The sequence below is a fragment of the Rhodococcus sp. ZPP genome (assembly GCF_017656075.1).
Taxonomy (GTDB): Bacteria; Actinomycetota; Actinomycetes; order Mycobacteriales; family Mycobacteriaceae; genus Rhodococcus_F; species Rhodococcus_F oxybenzonivorans.
In genome coordinates this window covers 4,451,438-4,473,761 of record NZ_CP058638.1, presented here as the reverse complement: position 1 = coordinate 4,473,761, position 22,324 = coordinate 4,451,438, and the positions used below count along the sequence as shown (strand labels likewise).

The window sequence follows — 22,324 nt, the reverse complement described above, 5'->3', positions numbered from 1 at the left end:
GGCTACTCGCCGTCGTCCGGGCCGGGCTTCGGCGCCGGAGACGGGGTGGCGGATGGAGAGGTGGGGGCCGCCGCGGGGGTGCGATCGTCGGGCTTGGGGGCGGGGACAGGTTCGGGTGCTTCGCACTTCACGATCGGCACGGGGTCGTAGCGCACGGTCCGGGTGTTGCGGGAGATTTCCCGGCCGGTGGCGCGGTCGGTGATCACCCGGGTGTCGCTGGCGGTGAAGCCGGGCGCGCCGCTCGACGGGATGCAGTGATCCCCGGCGGGCAAGGTGACCGTATCGGGAGTCGTGGGTCTGGTGCGATTGCCGGTGATCGAGTCGACGTCGACGGTCTTCGTTCCCCAGAACCTGATCGTCAGTTCGGAACTGCCGCCGATCGCCTGGATCATGACCCCGGTCTTCGCCGTGTTGCGGAACTGGAGATCGATGGCCCCTTCGAAGACCGTGGCCTCCCGCGCCTCCGGATAGCGCGAAATGTAGTAGGAGTGCTCGGTGTGCGCGACGTCTTCCATGCCGGCGAAGTAGGCCGCGTTGTAGAGCGTCGTCGCCACCTGACTGACACCGCCACCGACGGCCGTGTCGGGGCGGCCGTTGTTGATGATCCCCGACTCCACGTAACCCTGAGCGGCTCCACGCGGACCGGTATGTCCGTTGAGGGAGAACGTGTCGCCGGGCTTGATCAGCGCACCGTTGATTTCGCTGGCCGCCAGCCTGATGTTGGTACCCGAAGCCGCGGAGAAGCCGCCGGTGGTGAATTCGCTGATCACCTCGTTGACGCCGAGGGCTTGCGCCGCCTCGGTGGTCAGGGCCGGCGGGACCGGGCCGTACACGGCCGGGGTGGTGTGCGAACCGGGAGTCGCGAGGAGCTGCGGCAATGTCTCCAACGTTTTGGGCCACTGGATCAGGTCACCGACGACTGCGGGAACGACGCGGGGCGATCCCCCGTCGAGCGTGATCGTGGCGTCCTTGGGCATGATCTCCGTCGAGACGAGCTGCGGCGCGAGTATTCCGATCGCAGCGTCGACGTTGTACTCGGGCGTCAAGCCACCGTTCCCGTCCGGGCGGAATCCGAGCACGGCGCCGATCTGCTGCCGTGGCAGGGTGGCGACCGAGCCGTTGCGGCCCGGGACGACCAGGTCAGCGGAGGCGGCCGGCACCGCGATCTCGTCGAGCGCCGTCTGGACGCCCTCCTTGGTCACGGTTACCGGCACCGCGTCGACGGGCAACTCCACCGGGCCGCCGAACGCCCAGTTCTCCACAATTGCCGCCTCGGCGCCCTCGCCGTTCAGGTTTTGGCCCGCGGATGGGTCGACGGGGACAGGTGTGGGCCCCTCGAACACCACCGTTCCCTCGCGGGAGGCTCGGTCGGTGCGGGACCGCAGGTTGTCGACGGCAGCCGCTAACGCGGACTCGTCCCGCGTCGACACGACACCGATCTCGTCGGAGGTGAAGAACGACGCCATTCGGGTGAACGGATTGAGCGGCTGGGCATCAGCCCGGTCGAGCGTGGCCTGCCAGTCGACATCGAGTCCCGCCTGGGCAGGCACGAGCTCGGCGAATACGTCGCCGGCCTTCACCGACACCGGCTGATTCACGCGCGGCCCGACCTGCGCTTGCAGGATGGCTTCGGCGTCGGCGCGGGACGAACCGCCCACGTCGACCCCGGCCACCGTCACTCCGCGTGGCAGCTTCCCGGACGACATCGCGAGGTCGGCCGCGTAGGCGATGCCGATAATCGCGAAGACACCACCGATGACCGCGGCGATCTTTCCCCACCGGGGCCCCTTCGGACCACCCGCGTCGAGGGGCAGAACGGCGGGGGGCGGAGCGGCGGGGGGTGGGACGTCGCCGGTCGGTTCTCCACCCGCCGGAGGCGCCGCTTCCGGCGGTGGAGGAGATGCGGGCGCGAGGACCGTCGGTTCATCCGCCGGACCTGCCGTGTACGCCTGTGTCGGCCCGCTCGCGGCGTCCGGTGTGATCACCGGGATCACCTGCGTCTCGTCCTCGTTGGGCGCAGGTTCCACCCACAGCGGTTCGGGGCGTGATGCCAGATCGCCGAGGTCCAGTCGAGTCGTGGGCGCGTCGTCGTCAGCGCTCGGCGGTGTGGGCTGAGGGTCGGGCGAAACCGGGTTCTCGGGAGCAGCATCAGGCGTCGACCGTTGGGGTGCTGCGCTCCCTGCTTCGCGGTCTTCGTCGTTCACCGTGGCCCTCTCACCGAGTATCTTCGTTGCCGGCTTCAGCTTGCCGTCGGCGCTCGGTGCATTTCAAGCGGCGTCCGATTTCAGCGATCTCCGGTCCGGACCCCCCACGACAGACTACCGGCCGCCGAAAATGCAGGAGCCCCGCGCTGCTGCCAGGTCGGGGGTCAGGCAGCAACACGGGGCTGATGGGAGTATCGCCAGCTAATCTCCAGCGTTACACCTGCGGAGAAATATTTCGGGGATTCGACCACCCCTCGTCGCCGGATCCCTTCACCGGACGCGCGCGAACTGGCCTTTCCGATCCGACAGCTACCGGAAAGGCCAGTCGAATTACGCCTCTATGATTGCCGTCACACCCTGCCCGCCGGCGGCGCAGATCGAGATCAATCCGCGGGCCGAACCGTTGGTGCCGGCCTTCTCGCGAAGCATCTTCGCCAGCGACGCCACGATGCGCCCGCCCGTCGCCGCGAACGGGTGACCGGCCGCCAGCGACGACCCGTTGACGTTCAGCTTGCTGCGGTCGATCGAGCCGAGGGCGCCGTCGAGCCCCAGACGCTCCTTGCAGTACTCATCCGACTCGAACGCCTGCAGCGTCGCGAGAACGACGGACGCGAAGGCTTCGTGGATCTCGTAGTAGTCGAAGTCCTGCAGGGTGAGGCCGTTGCGGGCCAGCAGCCGCGGGATGGCATAGGTGGGGGCCATGAGCAGGCCGTCCTTGCCGTGGATGTAGTCGACGGACGCGGTTTCGGAGTCGACGAGGTGGGCCAGGACCGGCAACTTGCGCTCGGCCGCCCACTCCTCGCTCGACAGCAGGACCGCGGACGCTCCATCGGTGAGCGGCGTGGAGTTTCCGGCGGTCATCGTCGCATCGCCCGCCTTCACCCCGAATACCGGCTTCAGCGTGGACAGCTTCTCGACGGTGGACCCCGGACGCAGGTTGTCGTCGCGGGTGAGGCCCAGGAACGGGGTCACCAGATCGTCGAAGAATCCGCGGTCGTAGGCGGCGGCCATGTTCTTGTGGCTCGCGGCGGCCAGCTCGTCCTGGTCCTCGCGTCGAACGCCGAACTCCTTGGCAGTGATCGCCGCATGCTCGCCCATGGACAGGCCGGTCCGGGGTTCACCGTTGCGGGGGATCTCGATACCCAGCATCGACGGCCGCACGTTGGCGAGCAGCTTGATGCGATCGCCCGTGCTCTTCGCCCGGTTGAGCGACAGCAGGAACTCGCGGAGGTCGTCGTTGACGCCGATCGGTGCGTCGGACGTGGTGTCGACACCGCCACCGATACCGGCGTCGATGCGACCCGCCGCGATCGCGTCACCGACGGCGACGATCGACTGGAGGCCGGTACCGCACGCCTGTTGCAGGTCGAAGGCGGGCGTGTACGGGCTGAGCGCGCTGCCGAGCACACATTCCCGCATCAGGTTGAAGTCGCGGCTGTGCTTGAGAACGGCGCCACCCGCGACGAGTCCGAGCTTCTCGCCCTGCAGATGGAAGCGACTCACCAAGCCGTCGAGGGTCGCGGTGAACATGTCCTGGTTGGACGCCTGTGCGTACGCCTTGTCCGAGCGTGCGAACGGGATGCGATTGCCGCCGACGATGGCGACGGGACGCTGCTGCTTCCCGCCTGGCTTCGGCGTCGCGTCGGAGTTCGAATTGGTGCGAGCTTTGCTGGTCACTGACGTCTCCAAGGATCTGGTGCGATTACCTGTTGGCTACTATTCTTACTCAGGAGTAAGTTACTTGTCGACACCGCACTTCTTTTGGTGCTCGGTGACTGACCGCCAAACGACGAGAAGAAGGTAGGACCGTGGCAGCCAGCAAGGGAGCTCCCGACATCTATTCCCAGTTTCTGTCCTCCGCGCCAGGGGCGTTCATCGCCGCGAAGGCGGGCCTGCCCCGGCCCGAGAACCTGCGGCGTTACAAACACGGCGAGCCGCCCCTCGCCGGCCCGGTGCTGATCGGGGGCAAGGGCCGTTTGGCCGAGCCGCTTCGCGCGCTGCTCTCCGATTACCCGGCCGCCTCCGCCGCCGACGACAACTTCGGCGCCCTGGTGTTCGACGCCACCGGCATCGGCCAGGTCACCGAACTCGAGCAGCTGTTCGAGTTCTTTCAGCCGGTCATCCGTAACCTCGCGCCGTCCGCTCGCGTCGTCGTCCTCGGGACCACTCCGGAAGAGACGACCGACGTCGACGAGCACGTCGCCCAGCGCGCCCTCGAAGGCTTCACCCGCAGCGTCGGCAAAGAGGTGAAGCGTGGCGCCACCGCACAACTCGTCTACGTCTCCCCGAAGGCGTCACCCGGACTCTCCGGCGTGGAGTCGACGCTCCGATTCCTGCTCTCCGCCAAGTCCGCGTTCGTCAGCGGGCAGGTCATCCGCGTCGGCGCCGAGGATTCCACCGCCCCCGCGGACTGGGACAAGCCGCTCGAGGGCAAGGTCGCCATCGTCACCGGTGCGGCGCGCGGCATCGGTGCCACCATCGCCGAGGTCCTGTCCCGCGACGGTGCGCATGTCATCTGCGCCGACATCCCGGCGGCCGGCGACGCGCTGTCCGAGACGGCCAACAAGGTCGGCGGCACGTCCCTCGCCCTGGATGTGACTGCACCTGACGCGGCCGACAAGCTCGCCGAGCACGTCCTCGAACGCCACAGCGGCGGCGCCGACATCATCGTCCACAACGCCGGTATCACCCGGGACAAGACGCTCGCCAACATGGACGAGGGCCGGTGGAACATGGTGATGGGTGTCAATCTCCTTGCACCGCAGAAGATCACCGAGTCGCTGGTCGCCAAGGGTGCACTGAAGGAAGGCGGCCGGGTGATCGACGTGTCCTCCATCGCCGGCATCGCCGGTAACCGTGGCCAGACCAACTACGGGACGTCCAAGGCCGGCGTCATCGGGCTCGTCGAAGCATCGGCACCCGTTCTGGCGGAGAAGAACATCACCATCAACGCCGTCGCACCGGGCTTCATCGAAACCGCCATGACCGCGGCCATCCCCTTCGCCACCCGCGAGGCCGGACGCCGCATGAGCTCGCTGCTGCAGGGCGGTCAGACCGTCGACGTCGCCGAGACGGTCGCGTACTTCGCCAATCCCGCGTCCAACGCCGTCACCGGACAGGTCGTCCGTGTCTGCGGCCAGAGCTTGCTGGGCGCCTGATGGCGGGCAAAGTGGTCGAACTTCCCGCAATGCCGGGCACTCTCGACATCTACGCCCGCGCCGTACGCAGCGCGCTTCCGGTCGTCGGGGCGAGCGGTGACCGTGCCCCGGACACCACACTGGCGCTCAGCGGCGTCAAGGTCGACCCCGACAACCTTGCGGCGTACGACAGGGTCACCGGCCTGCGCTTCGGCGACACCCTGCCGTTGACCTACCCGTTCACGCTGGTGTTCCCGATCGTGATGAAGCTGATGGTTTCGGACGGATTTCCGTTCCCCGCCATCGGTTCCGTCCACGCCGAGAACGTGATCGAACAGTTTCGTCCCATCTCGGTGAGTGAGCCGCTGGACGTGTCGGTGCACGCCGAGAATCTCCGCGAGCATCGCAAGGGTCTGCTGATCGACGTGGTCAGCGAGATCCAGGTGGGACGCGAACTGGTATGGCGGCAGACGTCGAGTTTCTTGCGGCAGCAGAAGACGTCGCTGTCCGGTCAGCCGGGTCCCGAACCGAAACCCGAAGAGGTGCCGCCGCCGCCCCTCCGCACGTTGCGGGTCGACCAGAAGACGATCAGCAAGTACGCCGGGGTGTCGGGCGATCGCAACCCGATTCACGTGTCGACGTTGGGCGCCAAGGCCTTCGGCTTCCCGAAGACCATCGCGCACGGCATGTGGAGTGCGGCCGCCGTGCTCGGCTCCGTGGAGGGCCGGATTCCCGAGGCCGTCACCTACAGCGTGCGCTTCGGCAAGCCCATCCTGTTGCCGGCCACACTGAATGTCTACGCCGACCATACGGGTGAAGGCTGGGAGTTGTCGCTCAAGCACCCGAAGAAGGGGTATCCACACCTCACGGCGACGCTGCGCTGACGAGTACGAACGGGACGTTGGTTCGATCTGACCGAACCGACGTCCCGTTCGTTCAGTCGGACTTCTTCTTGCCGGCGAGACCCCGCCACGCCAGCGACTCCAGCAGGTCGGCCGCCGCGTGCACCTCGACCTCGCCGCCGGCCACCCGGTCGGCGACTGCCTCACCGGCACCGACCAGGGCGATGGCGATGAGTTCGAAGTCCTGGCCCGGATCCGGGTCCTTGGTGCTGGACTGCAGCAGGTGCGCGGTCAATTCGATCAACCGGTCGCGGCTCGACTGCACCGATCCCACGAACGCTTGCTGACCCATCGCCTGCCGGTAGAGCACCATCCACGACTTGCGGTGCGCTCCGACGAAGCCGAGAAAGCCCTCGAGTGCCCGGCGCAGCTGCTCACGCGGGCTGAGTCCGGGATCTCCCGCCGGCGCGAGCGCCTCGACGAAACGCAGACCCTCACGTTGAATGCATGCGGCGAACAACTCGTCCTTGGACCCGTAATACAGGTAGAGCATCGGCTTGGAGATTGCCGCCTTGGCGGCGATCGCGTCCATCGAGGTCTCGTGAAAGCCCCTGTCGGAGAAGACGTCGACGGCCGCATCCAGCATCTGCTGCTCGCGCACTGCGCGAGGCAATCGCTTGGTGCCGCCGGCCATTCGTCCTCCAATAATCGTCGAACCCGCTATCTTACTCTACGGTAAGAAAAGGGGCCCCACCTGGCGAACGAACTTCTACGCAGCCACGGATCAGGGCACACTGTACTGGCCGCTCACCCGGGACACTCCGGGAGGGCCGGGTTCAAGCCGACCCTTGCACGCCGACCCGAAGCCTGTGGGCACCCACTAGCAGGGCAAGGCACCCTTCGCCCGCGCCACGGTCAGCACCGCGTCGTCGACCCGTTGCTGCGGCAACTTACCCGAGGCCACAACGCTTTCGAGGTGGTCGAGCACACGCGGGACGTCGTCCGTGGTGAGCCAGAGCGCGATGTCGACGCCGGACGCCAGTGACGTCTCGACTGCCTCGGTGATGTCGTAGCGGTCGGTGATCGCCTGCATACCGCTGAGGTCGTCGGTGAAAATCGGACCCGTGAACGGAGGGGCGCCGTAGCCGGTGCCGCCGCGCAGCAGGGCTACGGCGTCGGGACTGATGCTGGCCGGAATGCCGGGCGCGGTCAGTCCCGGCACCTCGAGGTGACCCAGCATGACACCGACGCCCGTGGTGACGAGGTCGCGATACGGAACCAGATCGTAGGTCTGCAGCTGCTCGAGCGGCGGAGTGGTGACTGCTCCGGTGTGCGAGTCGCCCGAGGCCGACCCGTGACCGGGGAAGTGCTTGATCACCGGCAGAATTCCGGCGTCGCGCATGCCGCGGGCGTACGCGTCGGCGTACCGGGTGACGACGGCCGGATCGTCGGAATAGGAGCGGTCACCGATCACACTGTCGTCGGGCTGGGAGCTCACATCGACGTCGGGCGCGAAGTTGACGGTCACTCCGAGATCCTTCAGCCCGCGCCCCCGCTCCAGAGCCATCCGATAGGTCTCTTCCTCGGTCATGGTGGCTGCGGTCTGCCGCGCGGAGGGGTCCGGTCCGAGCAGGTCCTCGACACGCGACACGCGCCCGCCCTCCTCGTCGATGGTCACCATCAGTGGCATCGCGGAAGCCGACGCCACCTGCGGAACCTCCCGGCCGGCGAGCATGGCCTCATCGGTCCAGCTGCCGATGAAGATGCCACCCACCTGCTCGTTCCGCACCACCTGAACAGCGTCGGCGGTCCCCGTCACGCCGACGTTCAGCAACTGAGCGAGCTTGCGCCGCAACGGCAAAGACTGCAGGAAATTCGTTTCACATGACACCGGCGCGGCAGTGGGCACATCGGTATGCGAGGCCGGCTCCGCCGCGGTCGGGGACGACGGTGTCGAGGACGGTGCCGTGGAGGAGGACGGCGCGGCAGTGTCACCGCCCGAGGAGCACCCGGCGACCAGGCCGGTACAGGCGACGAGCGCGAGGGCATACTTGATCCGCATGCCCCCGACGGTAGCCCAGTGACCCGATTCGCCGTCCCGACCACTCCGAATCTCCTGTCAAGACCGGCACTCTTGGTAATCTGGTGGGCGAAAGGTCCCTTTCCCAGGAGGTCGTCGTGCCTGCAGGTCTGATGTTGATCGCTTACGACGGATCCGACAACGCCAAGCGCGCCGTGCAGTGCGCGGGCCGCTTTCTCGCGTCCAATCGCGCTGTGCTGGTGACGGTATGGGAACCGATGGTCCGTCAGGCCGCACGCATGTCGGGACTGTCGGGGGTGATGCAGCCCGAGTGGGTTCCCGACGAGGAGACCGAGGACGTCGCCTTCTCGGACGCCAAGGTCACCAACGCCGAAGGTATCGAACTCGCCGAGGCCGCCGGACTGACCACGCAAGGCCGAACCGTCGAATGCACCACCACGATCTGGACAGCAATCGTCGAGACCGCCGACGAACTCGGAGTGGACATCATCGTCACGGGGACCCGGGGTACGACGGGACTGCGGTCCCTGCTGCAGAGCAGCGTCGCCGATCACGTGCTGCGGCACAGTCACCGTCCCGTGCTGATCGTGCCGCCCTGCGGCAAGTGATCGGATGAGGGCTGCGCCGGCCGACTACTGTCGGCAGCACCATGGACGGCTTCCTCCTCTCCCGCGCCGACCGGACGTTACGCACGGTCGGCGCCCGCAGTAGATACGATTCCGCGTCGGCGGCGATCACCGCGCTCGCCGACGGTGACACCGAACTCGTCGTGGGCGCACTGCCCTTCGATCCCGCCCGTCCGGCTGCGCTGACCGCTCCCGCCTGGTCGGAAGTCACGAGCGGCCCGTGGCGGCCCCCTCGCGTGGAGCGCCTCCCGGCCGTCCGCGTGGCTCGGCAGGTACCCGAGCCGGCTGAACACGTAGCCCGGGTCGGTGCTCTCGTCGACCGCCTGCGGAGCGGCGCGCTGGGAAAGGTGGTGGCCGCGCGCAGTGTCGTCCTGGCGTCGGAGACACCGGTCGATCCGGAGGCGTTGGCGGCGCGGCTGATTCAGTCGAACCCCCTGGCCAACGGGTTCGCCGTCGACCTCACGTCGGCCGGAGACGGCTTTCGCGGCCACAGCCTGGTCGGTGCGAGCCCCGAAATGTTGATCAGCCGTCGCGGCCGCTCGATCACTTGCCGTCCCCTCGCCGGGACCGCGCCGCGGCGCACCGATCCCGGCGCCGATGAACGCGAAGGTCGCGGGCTCCTGGACTCGACGAAGAACCTGGCCGAGCATGCGTTCGTCACCGCCTGGATCGAGGAGGTCCTCGCCCCGCTGTGCACAGAGCTGAGTGTTCCCGACGCACCCATCCTGACGAGCACTCATGAGGTGTGGCATCTCGCGACACCGATCCGGGGGCTGTTGCGGGATCCGGCGACCGACGCACTCACTCTTGCGACACTGCTGCATCCCACCCCGGCCGTGTGCGGCACCCCTTCCGACCTGGCGCTGGCCGCCATTCGCGAGGTGGAAGGGGAACGGCGGTTCTACGGCGGCGCCGTCGGATGGTGCGACGCGCAGGGAGACGGCGACTGGGTGGTAGCCATCCGCTGCGCCGAGATCACCGCCGACGGCCTCGAGGTGCTTGCGACCGCGGGCGGCGGCATCGTCGCCGGATCGGACCCTCGATCCGAGCTGGACGAGACGACCGCCAAGCTCCGCACCCTCCTGGGAGCGCTCGGCGTGGTCGCCGCAGACTGACGCCGCCACTCGCACTGGCCCGGACCTGCGGGAAAGGCACCAATGACCAGCCAGACGGGCCGCGAGTGATACCTTGGCCCGAGCAATTCGTACGCGGCGGTAAGTCGCGCGCGTCGATGGCACAACGGTGGGAGATGTGAGATGGCGAAGTTCCTGGTGCCCGGTGTGATCAGCGCTGCGGCCGGTGTCGTTCTCGGCGCTGTGGCGACTTTCGGCATCACGGCAGCCGCACAGGACAACACCCGCCCCGAGATCGACCGGAGCGGCAACGCAGACTCCTCACTGCTGAACCAGGTTGAGTACGGCAGCCGCTGAGAGCGCCGGCTTCGCGAGTTCCCGCACTACCTCCGAGCCGGTGGCCATGTCGTCCATGGCCCCCTCGGGGGAGCCTCTGTCCCGACGGTGGTTGTTCGGCGCCTCTGTCGTAGCGTTCTTTCTCTCGTTTCTGCAAACTCCCGGCCGGCTCGCGGCCGACACCAAATATGACCTCACCCAGAATCCGATCGGATTCCTGGAACGGGCTGCACATCAGTGGAGCAGCCAGGCGCCGATGGGCCAGGTCCAGAACCAGGCCTACGGGTACTTCTTTCCGCACGGTGCCTTCTTCGCGCTCGGCGACGTCCTCAGCATTCCTCCCTGGATAACCCAACGCGTGTGGTGGGCCCTGCTGCTCGTGGCCGGGTTCTGGGGCATCGTCCGTCTCGCGGAGGCCCTCGGCGTCGGGAGTCGCTCCTCGCGGGTCATCGCCGGAATCGCCTTCGCATTCTCCCCGCGCGTCCTCACCACCCTCGGCTCGATCTCCTCGGAAACTCTGCCGATGATGCTGGCCCCGTGGGTTCTGCTGCCGCTCGTCGTGGCGTTCGGCAATCCGAGTCCCGCAGTCCGCTGCCCGCTACTGTCGCGTTCACCTGCGCGGCTGGCGGCACAATCGGCGCTGGCGGTGGCGCTGATGGGTGCGGTGAATGCCGTCGCCACCGTCGCAGCGTGCCTGGTGGCGGGCCTCTGGTGGATATCGCACCGGCCCAACCGGCGCTGGTGGACGTTCACCGTGTGGTGGTTTCCGTTTCTCGCACTCGCCACCCTGTGGTGGATCGTCCCCCTCCTGCTCCTTGGGAAGGTGAGCCCGCCGTTCCTCGACTACATCGAATCGTCCGGGGTGACCACCCAGTGGACCTCGCTCGCCGAGATCCTCCGCGGCACCGACAGCTGGACGCCGTTCGTCTCCCCCGAGCGCATCGCCGGTGCCGTCCTCGTCACCCAGCCCGCCGCGGTTGCCGCCACCGGAGTCATCGCGGCGGCCGGGCTGGCGGGACTGTGCATGCGCGCGATGCCTGCGCGCGGACGCCTCGTGCTCATCCTGTTCGTCGGCGTCACCGGACTGGCCGCCGGCTACATCGGTGAACTCGGATCTCCCGTCGCGGAACAGGTGCGTCTGTTCCTCGACTCCACCGGCGCACCGCTACGCAACGTGCACAAGCTCGAGCCGCTGGTGCGGCTACCGCTTGTCCTCGGACTCGCTCATCTGCTCGCCCAGGTGCCCTTGCCGGGTTCGGTCCCGGCGGTACGGTGGCGCCGGGCGCTCGCTCATCCCGAACGCGAACCGATGGTCGCGGTCACCAGCCTGGTCCTCGTCGCCCTGACGCTCGCCACCTCCCTGGCCTGGACGGGGAAACTCGCACCGCGCGGGACCTATCCGGAAGTGCCCGACTACTGGCAGCAGGCCGCGACCTGGTTCGAGCACAACGCCGGCGGAACGAGCCCGGACGGGTCCGACGCCGAGCGAGCACTCGTCGTACCGGGTGCGCCTTTCGGCAGTCAGGTGTGGGGGCTGACCCGCGACGAACCGATCCAGGCGCTGGCAACCACACCGTGGGCGTCCCGCGACGCGGTCCCGCTCACCCCGCCCGGCACGATCCGCGCGATGGACTCGGTCCAGCGCCTCATCACCGACGGCCGCCCGTCGGACGGTCTGGCCCCGACGTTGCTCGGCCAGGGCATCCACTACCTGGTACTCCGCAACGATCTCGATCCCGACACGTCGCGGTCGACGCGACCGATCATGGCCCACCAAGCGGTCACCGGCTCACCCGGTCTGACCCGGGTGGCCGAATTCGGCGAGGACATCGGGCCCGGCGAGGTGGACGGCCTCGTGATCGACAGCGATCTCCGGCCCCGGTATCCGGCCATCGAGATCTTCGCGGTGTCGATGCCGGACGGCTCCCCCGCGACGAGCGGGCCGTACACCGCCGACCTCGACGACGTCCCGCTCGTGCAGGGTGGCCCGGAGTCGCTGCAACGCCTGCGGGAGAACGGGACCCTTCCCGGGGCGGGGCCGGTGCTCCTCGCGGCCGATGCCCAGCAGGCCGGGTTGCCGGTGCAAGACGTCACCGTCACCGACACTCCCCGGAACCGCGAGACGGATTACGGTCAGGTCGACAACCACAGCTCGGCGCTGCGGTCCCCGGAGGACGCGCGCCGCACCCACAACCTCGTACCCGACTATTCGGTGGCCGATACACCGCTGGTCGAGGGCAAGTGGGAAGGTGCCCGGCTCAGCGTGTCCAGTGCCGCGTCCGACGCCACACAGCTGGGCGGAACCTCACCTGCCAGCAGTGCCGCTGCGACCGTGGACGGTGACCCCGCGACGGGCTGGTTCAGCAACGGCATCGAGCGGGCGCTCGGCCAGTGGCTTCAAATCGACTTCGACACTCCTCCGACGAGCTCCCTGCTGCAGATCACAACGAGCCCGGCGGCCATCGGCGCTCCCGTCCGCTGGATGGAGGTGTCCACGCCCAACGGCAGCACCGCCGTCAAGGTGGATGCACCCGGGAAGCCGATCACGGTGTCCGTCCCGGGCGGCGACACTCCGTGGGTGCGCATCACCGCTACCCGCACCGAGAACGGTTCCGCCGGAACTCAATTCGGGATCAGCGAGGTGTCGGTGCAGGATTTTTCCCGCCGCGACGCACCACCCGTGACCGTCCCCATCCGATACCGCACGGTGCTGCCTCCCACCCCCGACGGCGCGTCGGTGTCCGGGTGGAACCTCACCCAGGAGTTGCCCGGCCGCAATGCCTGCGCCGAGGCCCCCGACCGTGTCCGCTGCAGCAACGCCTTCGCGCTGCCACCGGAAGAGGCCGGCACTTTCCAGCGCACCTTGTCGGTGCCCGCCCCCACCGCCGTCACACCGCAACTCACAGTGCGGGCACGCCACGGCGCCGCGCTCGAAGAGCTTCTGACCCGCCCGGACCGACCGACTGCGCACGGCACGAGCAACATCGGCGATCTCCGCGGATCCGCCTTCGCCGCCACCGACGGTGACCCGCGGACCAGCTGGTCGGCCATGCAGGACACCACCAGCGGCAAAGGGGCGAAACCCAGCCTCACCCTTCGCCTTCCGGAGCCCACACTCGTCACGGGCCTCGAGCTGACCCCCAGCGCAGGAGCCATACCCGCCGCTCCGACGACGGTCGCCGTCGACCTCGGCGACGGCCCTCAAGTCCGAGACGTCGGCGACGATCTCACCGTCGCCGTGGAACCCCGCGTGACGGATCGGATCATGCTCAGCCTGGTGTCCTGGCAGGACGTTCTCGATCAGAACGCCCTCGGCTTCGCGCAGCTGCAACCCGCGGGGCTCGCCGAGGTCGGGGTGCTGGGTGCGGACGGCGCCCTGCTGCCGGGGTCGGGCCCCAGCGACGACTCCGGTGACCACCCCGTCTCGGTGCCCTGCGAGGAGGGCCCGGTGATCTCGGTCGCCGGACGCCTCGTGCGCACGAGCATCTCCACCACCGCGGAACAGTTGCTGTCGGGTGACCCCGTGCCGGCCACGCTGTGCGATTCCCCTGCCGCTGTTCCGCTCGCCGCCGGCGCGCAGGACGTTTTCGTGCAACCCGGGTCGGCCTTCTTCGTCGACGATCTCCGCCTCGACGCGGGGACGGGCGCGCGTGCGGTGCCCACCGAACAGATGTCGACCACCGCCTGGACGGAGAATCATCGAGAACTTGCCGTTTCCCGGTCGGAGTCCGATCGCCTGGTCGTCGTCCCCGAGAGCACCAATGTCGGCTGGATCGCCACCGCACCGGACGGACGCGAACTTGCCCCCGTCGTCGTCGACGGGTGGCAGCAGGGATGGATCCTGCCGGCCGGAACAGAGGGCACCGTCACCCTCGACTTCCCCACCGACCGCTGGTACCGCCTGGGCATCTTCGGCGGGCTGCTGCTCCTCGTACCGCTGATCGCGGCGGCATGCCTGCCTCGGCGCGCACGGGAAGCTGTCCGAGACCTCGGCGCCGCACCGAGGACGTGGGGCAGCGCGACAGCCGGATGGCTGGGACTTCTCGTGGCGTCGACGGTGATCGCCGGACCGGTCGGCGGCGCGACAACCATCCTGCTGACCGCGCTCGCCGCCGGCCTGATTCGCCTACGCGGATCTGCCACCACGGCAAGGGTGCTCGTCGGCGTAGCAGGCGCCTCCACGATGCTCGGGGTGGCGATGCTCTCCACGGGACCGTGGCGTGCACCCGGTGGATACGTGGGGCACTCGTTCCTCGTTCAGTTCCCGGTGCTGGTGGCCTTGATCGCCGCCGGACTCGCCGTGCTGCCCGTCGGTGGCTCCGCGACCGCGCGACGGGTGTTCCACCGGATGACCGCGCGCCGTGCAGGCTCCTCCACCAGCGCGTAGCTGGCCGAGGCCACCGCAATACTGAGCACCGCGGTGAGGATCAGTACGTAGACGAAGTGCCCGGCGAACGGCACGAGACCGAACACCGGAAAGACGATCGAGAGCACCGCCAGGTGCCAGATGAAGATTCCGTACGACCAACGGCCGACGGCCAGAGCAACAGGACTTGCCAGGAATCGGTGCCGCGACGTGTCGGACAACACCAGCGGAGCCATCAGCGCGAAGCTCATCACGGCACCGAGAGCAATCTTGATGGCGTATTGCCACGGTTCGGGTCGTACCAGCCCCTCCGGCCCGGCGAGCTCGGTGGTGGTGAGACCGAAGGCGACCGCCGCGACGAGGAACATCGCGACCCGGTGCCGTGCCCAGCGGTGCATCCGCCCGGGTGGGCACACCGACAACTCGGCCAGCACCATCCCCGCGCCGAACCACGGCAGGTATCCGGGCAACCAATTGTCGTGATGGATGCCCTCCGGCGCCGGGATGGGTAGGAAGGCCCACGTCAGGCTCACCGCGATGAGTGCCGTGATCGCGGGGATCCGCAGTCGGGCGGCCGAGCCCCGCAGTCGGACCAACGCGAAGGCCAGAAGGGGAAGCACCAGATAGAACGCCACCTCCACCGACAGGCTCCACATCTGGGTGAGCCCGTCCGTGAGGGTCAGCGGCACGAACACCTGCACGAGACCGAGATTGGCCCACCAGGTGCGGAAACTCGCGTGCGCGGTGGGGAGGAAAGTCAGGACGACCGCCACCGCGACCCAGTAGGCGGGCAGGATGCGTGTCGCCCGTGACAACCAGTACCGCACCATTCCCTGCGCGGGTCCCAAGCCCCGCGCGGCCCCGGCGTGCCCGCGCCACAACAAGAACCCCGACAGCGCGAAGAACACAGCCACCGCCAGATCGAACCGTCCCCAGATCCGACCCAAAACCGCGGTGTGCGTCGCTCCTGTCTGGAAGGCGACATGCGTCACCAGCACACCGAGAGCGGCGAGCCCACGCATTCCCTCGAGGGCGGGAATGAACCCTCGAGGTGTGTCGCGGGTCTCGGCGGGCACCGGCGCCTCCGAGGTCGGAACTGAACTGGTCATCAACAACAGTGTGCCTGGTCCCGGCCTCGAGACGGAAAACTGCGCCCGTGTCACTTCGCTGGAGAAGCGCCGGTGCGTTTACTATCCGATGGGGCAGATGGGCCTTCGGGACTGTTAGTGTTTTGCCTCACGTGGTGTCGATGTGGGCTCCATGCGATCCGTGCAGCCATGCTGCCGGTGGGGGAATCTCAATCGACAGAATTGGGTTAGGAGAGACAGCATGGCGGAGCGCTCAGGGCCGAGCCGGATACTTGCTTGCATTCTGGTGGGCCTCGGTGCCTTCCTCTTGGCCGTCGCCATACTCATTCCCACCTACACGGTGGGCAAGTTGGAGAAGACGCCGTTGGACCTCGAAGTGACGACGATTGCCGAAGGCTCCGGCAGCGTACTCAATTCGCAGGCTCTCCTCGCAGGCAAGGCCGAAGTAAACACGAACGTTCCACTGGTGTCACAGCGCTACGTCACCACCGAAGACCCCGCGAACGCGGACGTCGTCACTCTCCAGGCGGGGCAGACGCTGCGGCGCACCGACAAGCAGGGCGACACCGGCCTGCTGTCCGCGATCGTCGACCGCAACACCGTCGACCGCCAGACGTCGATGCCGACGAACGACCCGGTCGGCACCATCCAGACGCAGCCCAACCAGCCTGCCGAGGAAGTTCCGCGCGACGGACTGCAGTACAAGTTCCCGTTCAACGCGGAGCAGAAGAGCTACCCCTACTTCGACCTCAGCGCTCGCGCCACGCAGGACATCAACTTCGTCGAGGAGACGGAGATCAACGGCCTGAAGGTGTACCACTACAACCAGACCATCGAGCCGGTCGATCTGTCGAAGGTGGTCAACTCGCCCACCAACAAGCTGACCCTGCCCGCCGAAGCCTGGGGCGTCCCCGGCGGCACGCTGCCCGTCACCATGACGCGCTGGTACACCAACGTCCGCGACCTGTGGGTCGAGCCCGAAACCGGTGTCGTCGTCAAGGGCCAGGAGCAGCTGCACCAGTATTACGCCCGCAACAAGGCCCGGCCCGAAATCGACGTCCTGAAGGTCGAACTGCCCTTCAACGAGGAGACCATCGAGTACCAGGTCCAGCAGGCCCGTGACGGAATGGACAAGATCAGCACCTTCGGGCGCACCGTCCCGATCATCGCGGGCATCCTCGGACTCATCGCACTGATCGCGGGCATCATCCTCGGACTCCGCGGCGGCAAGGGCCCGCAGCCGGCCCGGACCACCGGCGGAGGCGTACCCCCCGCGGAAGGTGGACGCCACTATGAGGGTTCGGACGCGCCGACGGAACAGCACGACTGGACCACGGACAAGACCGAAGAAATTCCGGTCGCCGATCCGCGCAGGTACGACCAGCGGTAGAGCAGTCCACCCGGACACCACGTAGACACGACGAAGGGGACCTCGGAATAACCGGGGTCCCCTTCGTCGTGTCTGCGGCCGGTGGGCTGGGTGCCGCACGAAGCGATCCGAGCGAGCGACCTAGACCGCTACCGCGTGCCGGGCGCTCCGGACCGCGAGAACGCTTGCGACCATCGCGGTGCTCGCCGCAACGGTGACGGCCACACCGATGAACTGACCAACGGTGGAGGCGAGGGTGAGCATGCCGGCCATCTCGACGGCGAAGCCGATCCAGGCGATGACTGCCAGGTACGTCCGCTCCCCGGCGATGGCGGACAGCAAGGCGCCTTGGAGCACCGCCAGGCAGGCCCCCTGGAGGGCGAACAGCCACAGCAGTGACTGCACCGGCTGGTACGCCTCGCCGACGAGGAGTGGGACCAGCGGGGCGCTCACTGCGACGACCGCGACCAAAACGGCGCCGAGGCCGACCAGGACGGCGATCGCCGATCGGACTGCCTGCACGGAGTGTGCTGGGCTGGCCATCCGGGGATACAGCACCACACCGACCGCCTGTGGAAGCCAGAACGCGGCTTTGGTCGCGACTGCGCCGAGGGCGTAGAGACCGGCGTCGTCGTTGCTGAGGACTATTCGGGCGAGGACGAGGTCCATCGACGACAACGCGATCAGCGCCAACTGCACCTGCGACGCCTTCAGGACGGCTGCGACTCCGATGGGCGTGCTCGTCGCCCCGGCCGGGTCCGGGTCGGCGAACACGCGCGCGGCCAGCGCGACGACCCCCGTTCCGACTGCACTGGCGGCGAGCGCGAATCCCGGACCGCCGCCCACGGCGAGGACCACGATGGCGGGGGCCACCTTCGCTATCCCGGCGCCGGCGAGGACGATGCTGAGGGGACCGAAACGCGCGGCGCCCTGCAGGAGTCCCTGTTCGGTGGCGAGCAGGACCAGCACCGGCGCGGTGATCAACGCGGAGACGGTGGCGAGCATGCCCGTCTCCAAAGCCCATGCAACGGCGGGTGCGAGGAGAAGCGCCGCGATTCCGACGATGACGGCGCATCGATAGCCGAGTTGACGCACCGCGTGCGCACCCCTGCCCCTGACTACTTCGCGCGCGACGACGGTCTGCAGCGCGAGCGCAGGCACGGCCAGAACCAGCTGGGCGGCCAGCAGGCTCGCGAATTCGCCGTAACCGGCAGGCCCGAGCCAGCGGCTGGCCGGAAGATGCAGCAGGTAGGACGCCACGTTCGCGACCATCGACCCGGCCGTCACCATGGTCACTCCGGCGACTGCCGAGGTGGTGAGGCTCTGGCGGGTCATGCGCCCCATGATGCACTACGCGGCGGACGAGCCGAGCTGATGTACCACGTATCGTGGCCGCTCATGACCGCCCGGAGCCGAACACTGTCCGTTCCGGCGGGCTACAGCCTGGCCTTGGCCGCACTGATTCTCGGCCCTCTTTTCGGTCCCGGATATCTGCTGCTGCGTGACGCGGTGAGCACACCACGCTCGTATCCGACGGATTCGGCGTTGGGTCTGACGGATGCCGCGGCGCGCGCGGTACCGCAGGACGCTCTGATCGCGGCGTTGAGCACGATCGTCGACGGTGGGCTGGTGGTGAAGGCGGCCTTGTTCCTCTCCCTCTGGGCCGCCGGCTGGGGCGCGGCCCGGATGGTTCGCGCCGTGCTGCCCACGGCAAGGCTCGGCTCCCAGCTGGTGGGTTCGACGGTGATGCTGTGGAACCCGTACGTAGCCGAGCGACTACTCCAAGGCCATTGGAGCCTGCTGGCCGGGTATGCGGCGCTGCCGTGGACGGTGTGTGCCGCGCTCGCCATTCGCCGGGGTCGCCGGTCGGGCTGGTTCGCGCTCGCCGCCTGCTTCGCGGCAGCAGGCCTCACCCCGACCGGTGTGATGCTCGCGGCAGTGACGGCGCTGGCGGTCCTGGTGGTTCCGGGTGGGCGACCGTCTGCGCTGTGGAGGTCGGCCGGTGTGTTGGTGCTGTTCGGTCTCGCGAGCGCGCCCTGGCTCGCGGCCACCGCGCTCTCCACGGGAGGTGCCGACAGCTCCGACCCCGCCGGGGTCGCGGCGTTCGCGGCGCGCGCCGAGCCGGGACTCGCGACAGTGGGCAGCCTGCTCGGACTCGGCGGGGTGTGGAACGACGCTGCCGTTCCGAACAGTCGCATGACGCTGTTCGCCCTGGTAGGAACCGTGATGTTGCTCGCCGTGGTCCTCTGTGGGGTACCGGCGTTGTGGCGGCGACGTCGCCATCCCGTGGTGAAGGCCCTGGCGGTCCTCGCCGTGGCGGCGGTAGTGATGCCGACGATCGGCGCCACGCCCTGGGGTCTCGACCTCGGCCGGTGGGCGGTGCAGAACGTGCCCGGCGCCGGCCTGTTCCGGGACGGTCAGAAGTGGGTGGCCGCGGCGGCACCGCTCTACGTTCTGGCCGCGGCCGCGGCGGTGCTGCGACGCCCCGCCCTCTGGTCGGTGTCGGCCGCCCTGATCGTGGTGCTTGCCCTGCCCGACCTCGTATGGGGTGTGGGCGGCGCGCTCCGGCCGGTTCGGTACCCCCAATCATGGGAGCAGGTGTCGTCCCGGCTCGAGGCCCAACCGGACAGCGGCGACGTCGCGGTCCTGCCCACCGGCATGTTCCGCCGGTTCCCGTACAGCGGGGAGGCGGCCGTCCTGGACCCGGCGCCCCGCCTGCTGCCCGTGGACGTCCTGCAGTCGGGCGAACTGGTGGTGGACGGGCGTGCCGTCGCAGGCGAGGGTTCCCGCGCGCAGAAGGTGGAACGGATCCTCCAGGGCGGGGGTTCGCCCTCGGATCTGGCGTCGCTCGGCGTGCGCTGGGTGCTCGTCGAGCGCGACACGCCCGGCCCACACGGGCAATCCGCGAAAACATTGGCGGCGCTGCAACCGTTGTTCTCGGACGAGCATCTCGCGTTGTATCGAGTGGACGGCGACGTGACGGCCCGGGAAGCGACCGCGCAGATGCGGGCGACGGTGATCGCAGCACACGCGCTGTGGGCAGCGCTGCTGATCGGGGGACTACTCGGCGCCGGCGTGTTCGAGGCCCTGAAGCGCACGGAGCGTGCGGTCCCGCGCCTCCGGACGCGGCAGCACCGGCGACACCAGTCCTGAGGTCCGCAGACCTGCGGCGGTACCGGCGAGCACCTCGTGTACACCGTTGCCGGTCTGCTCCCAGGAGAATTCTCCCGCACGCACACGTGCCTTCTCACCGAGAACCATGCGGGTCTCCGCGTCGAGGAGCAACGCACTGACGGCCGCCGTGAGGTCGCCGACGTCGGCGGTGGCGGCGTCGATGCCGCCGACGAGGACCCCGGTCACGCCGTCGACGATCGAATCCGTCAGGCCCTTGGAGCTGCGGTAACCGACGGTCGGAACACCGTGCTGCGCAGCCTCGATCACCGCGAGACCCCATCCCTCCTTACGGGAAGGCATTACGTGCACCCACGACTGTGACAGCAGTTCGTGTTTGCGCGCCTCGTCCACGTGGCCGTGGAAGGTGACTGCGTGACCGATGCCGAGTTCGTGGGCACGGTCTCGGAGGTTCTGTTCCCACCAGCCGCCGCCGATGACGTCCAGGTGCAAGTCGGCGATCGTAGGCCGCAGCGCCGCAACAGCTTCCAGGGCGTCCTCGATCTGCTTGTGCGGGACGAGACGCGAGAGGACACACACGCTCGGGTGGCCGGTCCGGGTTTGCGCGGAGCCGACCGCGACGCCGACGGGAATGTCGTCGGCACCGTTGCGCACGACGGCGATCCGTTCGCGCTCGACACCGAGTTCGACCAGTTCGTCGGCCGAGGGCAGCGACACGGTGAGGTACTGGTTGTCGCGGTGAGTACGCGGGGACAGTCGCGATTCCACCCACCAGCCGATCTTGCCGACCAGCCTTCCTGCGACCGGCCACTGCTCGCGGTGGCAGTGATGCACCAGCAGCGTCACCGGTGCACCCGCGACGGTGCGGGAGAAGAAGGGGATGCCGTTCTGGGTATCGATGACAGCGTCCGGCCGGATTCCCTTGAGGGGTCCGAACCCGAGCCGGCCTGCCGCAATGGCCGCCAGTGCGCGCGGGTAGACGCTGTACCGACCGCCCGCGCGACTGATCTCGATACCGTCGACCGTCTCTTTCCTGGGCGCGCCCCGGTAACCGGCGGTCCGCAGAGTCACCTTGATTCCCCGCGCGGCGAGCTGCGCCCCGACCTGCTCGAGATACCGCTCACTGCCTCCACCCTGCGGGTGCCCGGTGTCTCGCCAGCAGAGCAGCAGAACCTCGTGCACGTTCATGAACTCCTGTGGTCGGTGCGGCTCTTTCTCGGTCCGAGGCGGGGTTGCCGCTCGATAGTCCTCGAACACCCTATCGGTCGTACTGGGTCGAGCGTTGCAGCGTCGCGCACGATTGCCGTCCGCTGGGCCCCAGTCGCTAAGGTTCTTATCCGTGACGACGCCACCCGTGACCCGACGATTCGGTCGACGGGCGACCTTGAAGCGGTCGTTCGGGCTGCTGAGCGACTTCCGGCACGAGCAGACCGCGCCCGACCTGTTCTACGGGGCACTGGCCCGCGATTCGGTCGAGCTCATCGGCGACCTGTACTGCGGACTCACCGACCAGGACCTCACCGGAACCACGGTGCTCGACGTGGGCGGCGGGCCGGGCTACTTCGCCGATGTCTTCCTGGAGGCCGGTGCCCGGTACGTCCCGGTGGAGCCCGACCCGTCGGAGATGCACGCAGCCGGTCTGACCGTGGGTGGGGCCATCCGCGGTTCGGGGCTCGCGTTGCCGTTCCGCACGTCCTCGGTGGACATCTGTTTCTCGTCCAATGTGGCCGAGCACGTCAGCACACCGTGGGCGATGGCCGACGAGATGGTCCGGGTCACGAAACCCGGCGGCCTGATCGTCTTGTCGTACACGTTGTGGTGGGGACCGTTCGGCGGGCACGAGACCGGCCCGTGGCATGCGCTGGGTGGCGAATATGCCGCCCGCCGGTACGCCCGCAAGACCGGTCGTGAACCCAAGAACCGCTACGGCGTGTCGTTGTTCAAAGTCGGTGCCACCGAAGGTCTTCGGTGGGCCGAACGTACCACCGACGCCGAGCTTCTCGCAGCCTTTCCTCGTTACCATCCGCGGTGGGCGTGGTGGATGGTGCGGGTCCCGGGGCTGCGCGAATTTTTGGTGAGCAATCTCGTCCTCGTGCTGAAGAAGCGCTGA

The 22,324-nt window shown here is 68.3% G+C and carries 15 protein-coding genes and 1 pseudogene; 9 read left to right on the top strand and 7 right to left on the bottom strand.

The window, feature by feature from the left end; all coding sequences use genetic code 11:
- Nucleotides 1-2 precede the first annotated feature (2 nt).
- Nucleotides 3-2,204, bottom strand: coding sequence for a VanW family protein (locus tag HYG77_RS20905; protein WP_208960457.1), 2,202 nt, complete (start codon nt 2,202-2,204; stop codon nt 3-5).
- Between the two features lie 330 nt (nt 2,205-2,534).
- The gene (locus HYG77_RS20900) at nt 2,535-3,881 is read right to left on the bottom strand and encodes an acetyl-CoA C-acetyltransferase (RefSeq protein WP_109333256.1); all 1,347 of its coding nucleotides are present in this window, start codon (nt 3,879-3,881) and stop codon (nt 2,535-2,537) included.
- A gap of 131 nt (nt 3,882-4,012) precedes the next feature.
- Between HYG77_RS20900 and HYG77_RS20895 the strand changes: the two genes are divergently transcribed.
- Both HYG77_RS20895 and HYG77_RS20890 read left to right on the top strand, forming a co-directional pair.
- Nucleotides 4,013-5,362, top strand: a complete 1,350-nt coding sequence (locus HYG77_RS20895; protein ID WP_208960456.1) for a 3-oxoacyl-ACP reductase — start codon at nt 4,013-4,015, stop codon at nt 5,360-5,362.
- Nucleotides 5,362-6,225 carry a MaoC/PaaZ C-terminal domain-containing protein gene (locus HYG77_RS20890; RefSeq protein WP_208960455.1) on the top strand — a complete coding sequence of 288 codons (864 nt, stop codon included), beginning with the start codon at nt 5,362-5,364 and terminating at the stop codon, nt 6,223-6,225. The genes HYG77_RS20895 and HYG77_RS20890 overlap by 1 nt, the downstream gene beginning before the upstream one ends.
- Nucleotides 6,226-6,277: 52 nt before the next feature.
- Here HYG77_RS20890 and HYG77_RS20885 read toward each other — a convergent pair whose 3' ends face one another.
- Nucleotides 6,278-6,877, bottom strand: coding sequence for a TetR/AcrR family transcriptional regulator (locus HYG77_RS20885; RefSeq protein ID WP_109333262.1), 600 nt, complete (start codon nt 6,875-6,877; stop codon nt 6,278-6,280).
- A 186-nt stretch (nt 6,878-7,063) separates the two neighbouring features.
- Entirely contained in the window at nt 7,064-8,245 is a 1,182-nt protein-coding gene (locus tag HYG77_RS20880; RefSeq protein ID WP_208960454.1) for a glycoside hydrolase family 3 N-terminal domain-containing protein, read from the bottom strand.
- A gap of 116 nt (nt 8,246-8,361) precedes the next feature.
- Between HYG77_RS20880 and HYG77_RS20875 the strand changes: the two genes are divergently transcribed.
- The 4 genes from HYG77_RS20875 (at nt 8,362) to HYG77_RS20860 (ending at nt 14,646) form a co-directional block, all read left to right on the top strand.
- The gene (locus HYG77_RS20875) at nt 8,362-8,832 is read left to right on the top strand and encodes a universal stress protein (RefSeq protein ID WP_208960453.1); all 471 of its coding nucleotides are present in this window, start codon (nt 8,362-8,364) and stop codon (nt 8,830-8,832) included.
- A 41-nt stretch (nt 8,833-8,873) separates the two neighbouring features.
- Nucleotides 8,874-9,965 (top strand): isochorismate synthase, encoded by a 1,092-nt coding sequence (locus tag HYG77_RS20870; RefSeq protein WP_208960452.1) that lies wholly within the window; start codon nt 8,874-8,876, stop codon nt 9,963-9,965.
- A gap of 141 nt (nt 9,966-10,106) precedes the next feature.
- A complete protein-coding gene (locus HYG77_RS20865) occupies nt 10,107-10,280 on the top strand; it encodes a DUF2613 domain-containing protein (protein ID WP_109333270.1) in 174 nt (57 codons plus the stop codon).
- Nucleotides 10,281-10,326: 46 nt separating this feature from the next.
- A complete protein-coding gene (locus tag HYG77_RS20860) occupies nt 10,327-14,646 on the top strand; it encodes an alpha-(1->3)-arabinofuranosyltransferase (RefSeq protein WP_208963462.1) in 4,320 nt (1,439 codons plus the stop codon).
- Between the two features lie 23 nt (nt 14,647-14,669).
- Here the strand turns inward: HYG77_RS20860 and HYG77_RS20855 are convergent.
- Nucleotides 14,670-15,734 (bottom strand): annotated as a pseudogene (locus tag HYG77_RS20855) (acyltransferase); the annotation flags it as partial.
- Between the two features lie 220 nt (nt 15,735-15,954).
- Here HYG77_RS20855 and HYG77_RS20850 point away from each other — a divergent pair.
- The gene (locus tag HYG77_RS20850; protein ID WP_109333274.1) at nt 15,955-17,103 is read left to right on the top strand and encodes a DUF3068 domain-containing protein; all 1,149 of its coding nucleotides are present in this window, start codon (nt 15,955-15,957) and stop codon (nt 17,101-17,103) included.
- Between the two features lie 120 nt (nt 17,104-17,223).
- Here HYG77_RS20850 and HYG77_RS20845 read toward each other — a convergent pair whose 3' ends face one another.
- Entirely contained in the window at nt 17,224-18,426 is a 1,203-nt protein-coding gene (locus HYG77_RS20845) for a polysaccharide biosynthesis protein (protein WP_208960451.1), read from the bottom strand.
- 54 nt (nt 18,427-18,480) lie between these two features.
- Here HYG77_RS20845 and HYG77_RS20840 point away from each other — a divergent pair, with 54 nt between their 5' ends.
- Entirely contained in the window at nt 18,481-20,235 is a 1,755-nt protein-coding gene (locus HYG77_RS20840) for a hypothetical protein (protein ID WP_208960450.1), read from the top strand.
- Here HYG77_RS20840 and HYG77_RS20835 read toward each other — a convergent pair.
- On the bottom strand, nt 20,143-21,396 hold the full coding sequence (locus tag HYG77_RS20835; RefSeq protein ID WP_208963461.1) for a glycosyltransferase family 4 protein: 1,254 nt from the start codon (nt 21,394-21,396) through the stop codon (nt 20,143-20,145). The genes HYG77_RS20840 and HYG77_RS20835 overlap by 93 nt on opposite strands.
- Before the next feature lie 172 nt (nt 21,397-21,568).
- On the opposite strand from HYG77_RS20835, the gene HYG77_RS20830 reads away from it, so the two are divergent.
- A complete protein-coding gene (locus HYG77_RS20830) occupies nt 21,569-22,324 on the top strand; it encodes a class I SAM-dependent methyltransferase (RefSeq protein ID WP_109333278.1) in 756 nt (251 codons plus the stop codon).

Excerpts from the sequence above, each read along its gene's own strand:
- HYG77_RS20890 (WP_208960455.1), top strand. The coding sequence starts at position 5,362 with ATGGCGGGCAAAGTGGTCGAACTTCCCGCAATGCCGGGCACTCTCGAC.
- HYG77_RS20885 (WP_109333262.1), bottom strand. The coding sequence starts at position 6,877 with ATGGCCGGCGGCACCAAGCGATTGCCTCGCGCAGTGCGCGAGCAGCAG.
- HYG77_RS20880 (WP_208960454.1), bottom strand. The coding sequence starts at position 8,245 with ATGCGGATCAAGTATGCCCTCGCGCTCGTCGCCTGTACCGGCCTGGTC.
- HYG77_RS20870 (WP_208960452.1), top strand. The coding sequence starts at position 8,874 with ATGGACGGCTTCCTCCTCTCCCGCGCCGACCGGACGTTACGCACGGTC.
- HYG77_RS20865 (WP_109333270.1), top strand. The coding sequence starts at position 10,107 with ATGGCGAAGTTCCTGGTGCCCGGTGTGATCAGCGCTGCGGCCGGTGTC.
- HYG77_RS20860 (WP_208963462.1), top strand. The coding sequence starts at position 10,327 with ATGTCGTCCATGGCCCCCTCGGGGGAGCCTCTGTCCCGACGGTGGTTG.
- HYG77_RS20850 (WP_109333274.1), top strand. The coding sequence starts at position 15,955 with ATGGCGGAGCGCTCAGGGCCGAGCCGGATACTTGCTTGCATTCTGGTG.
- HYG77_RS20845 (WP_208960451.1), bottom strand. The coding sequence starts at position 18,426 with ATGGGGCGCATGACCCGCCAGAGCCTCACCACCTCGGCAGTCGCCGGA.
- HYG77_RS20840 (WP_208960450.1), top strand. The coding sequence starts at position 18,481 with ATGACCGCCCGGAGCCGAACACTGTCCGTTCCGGCGGGCTACAGCCTG.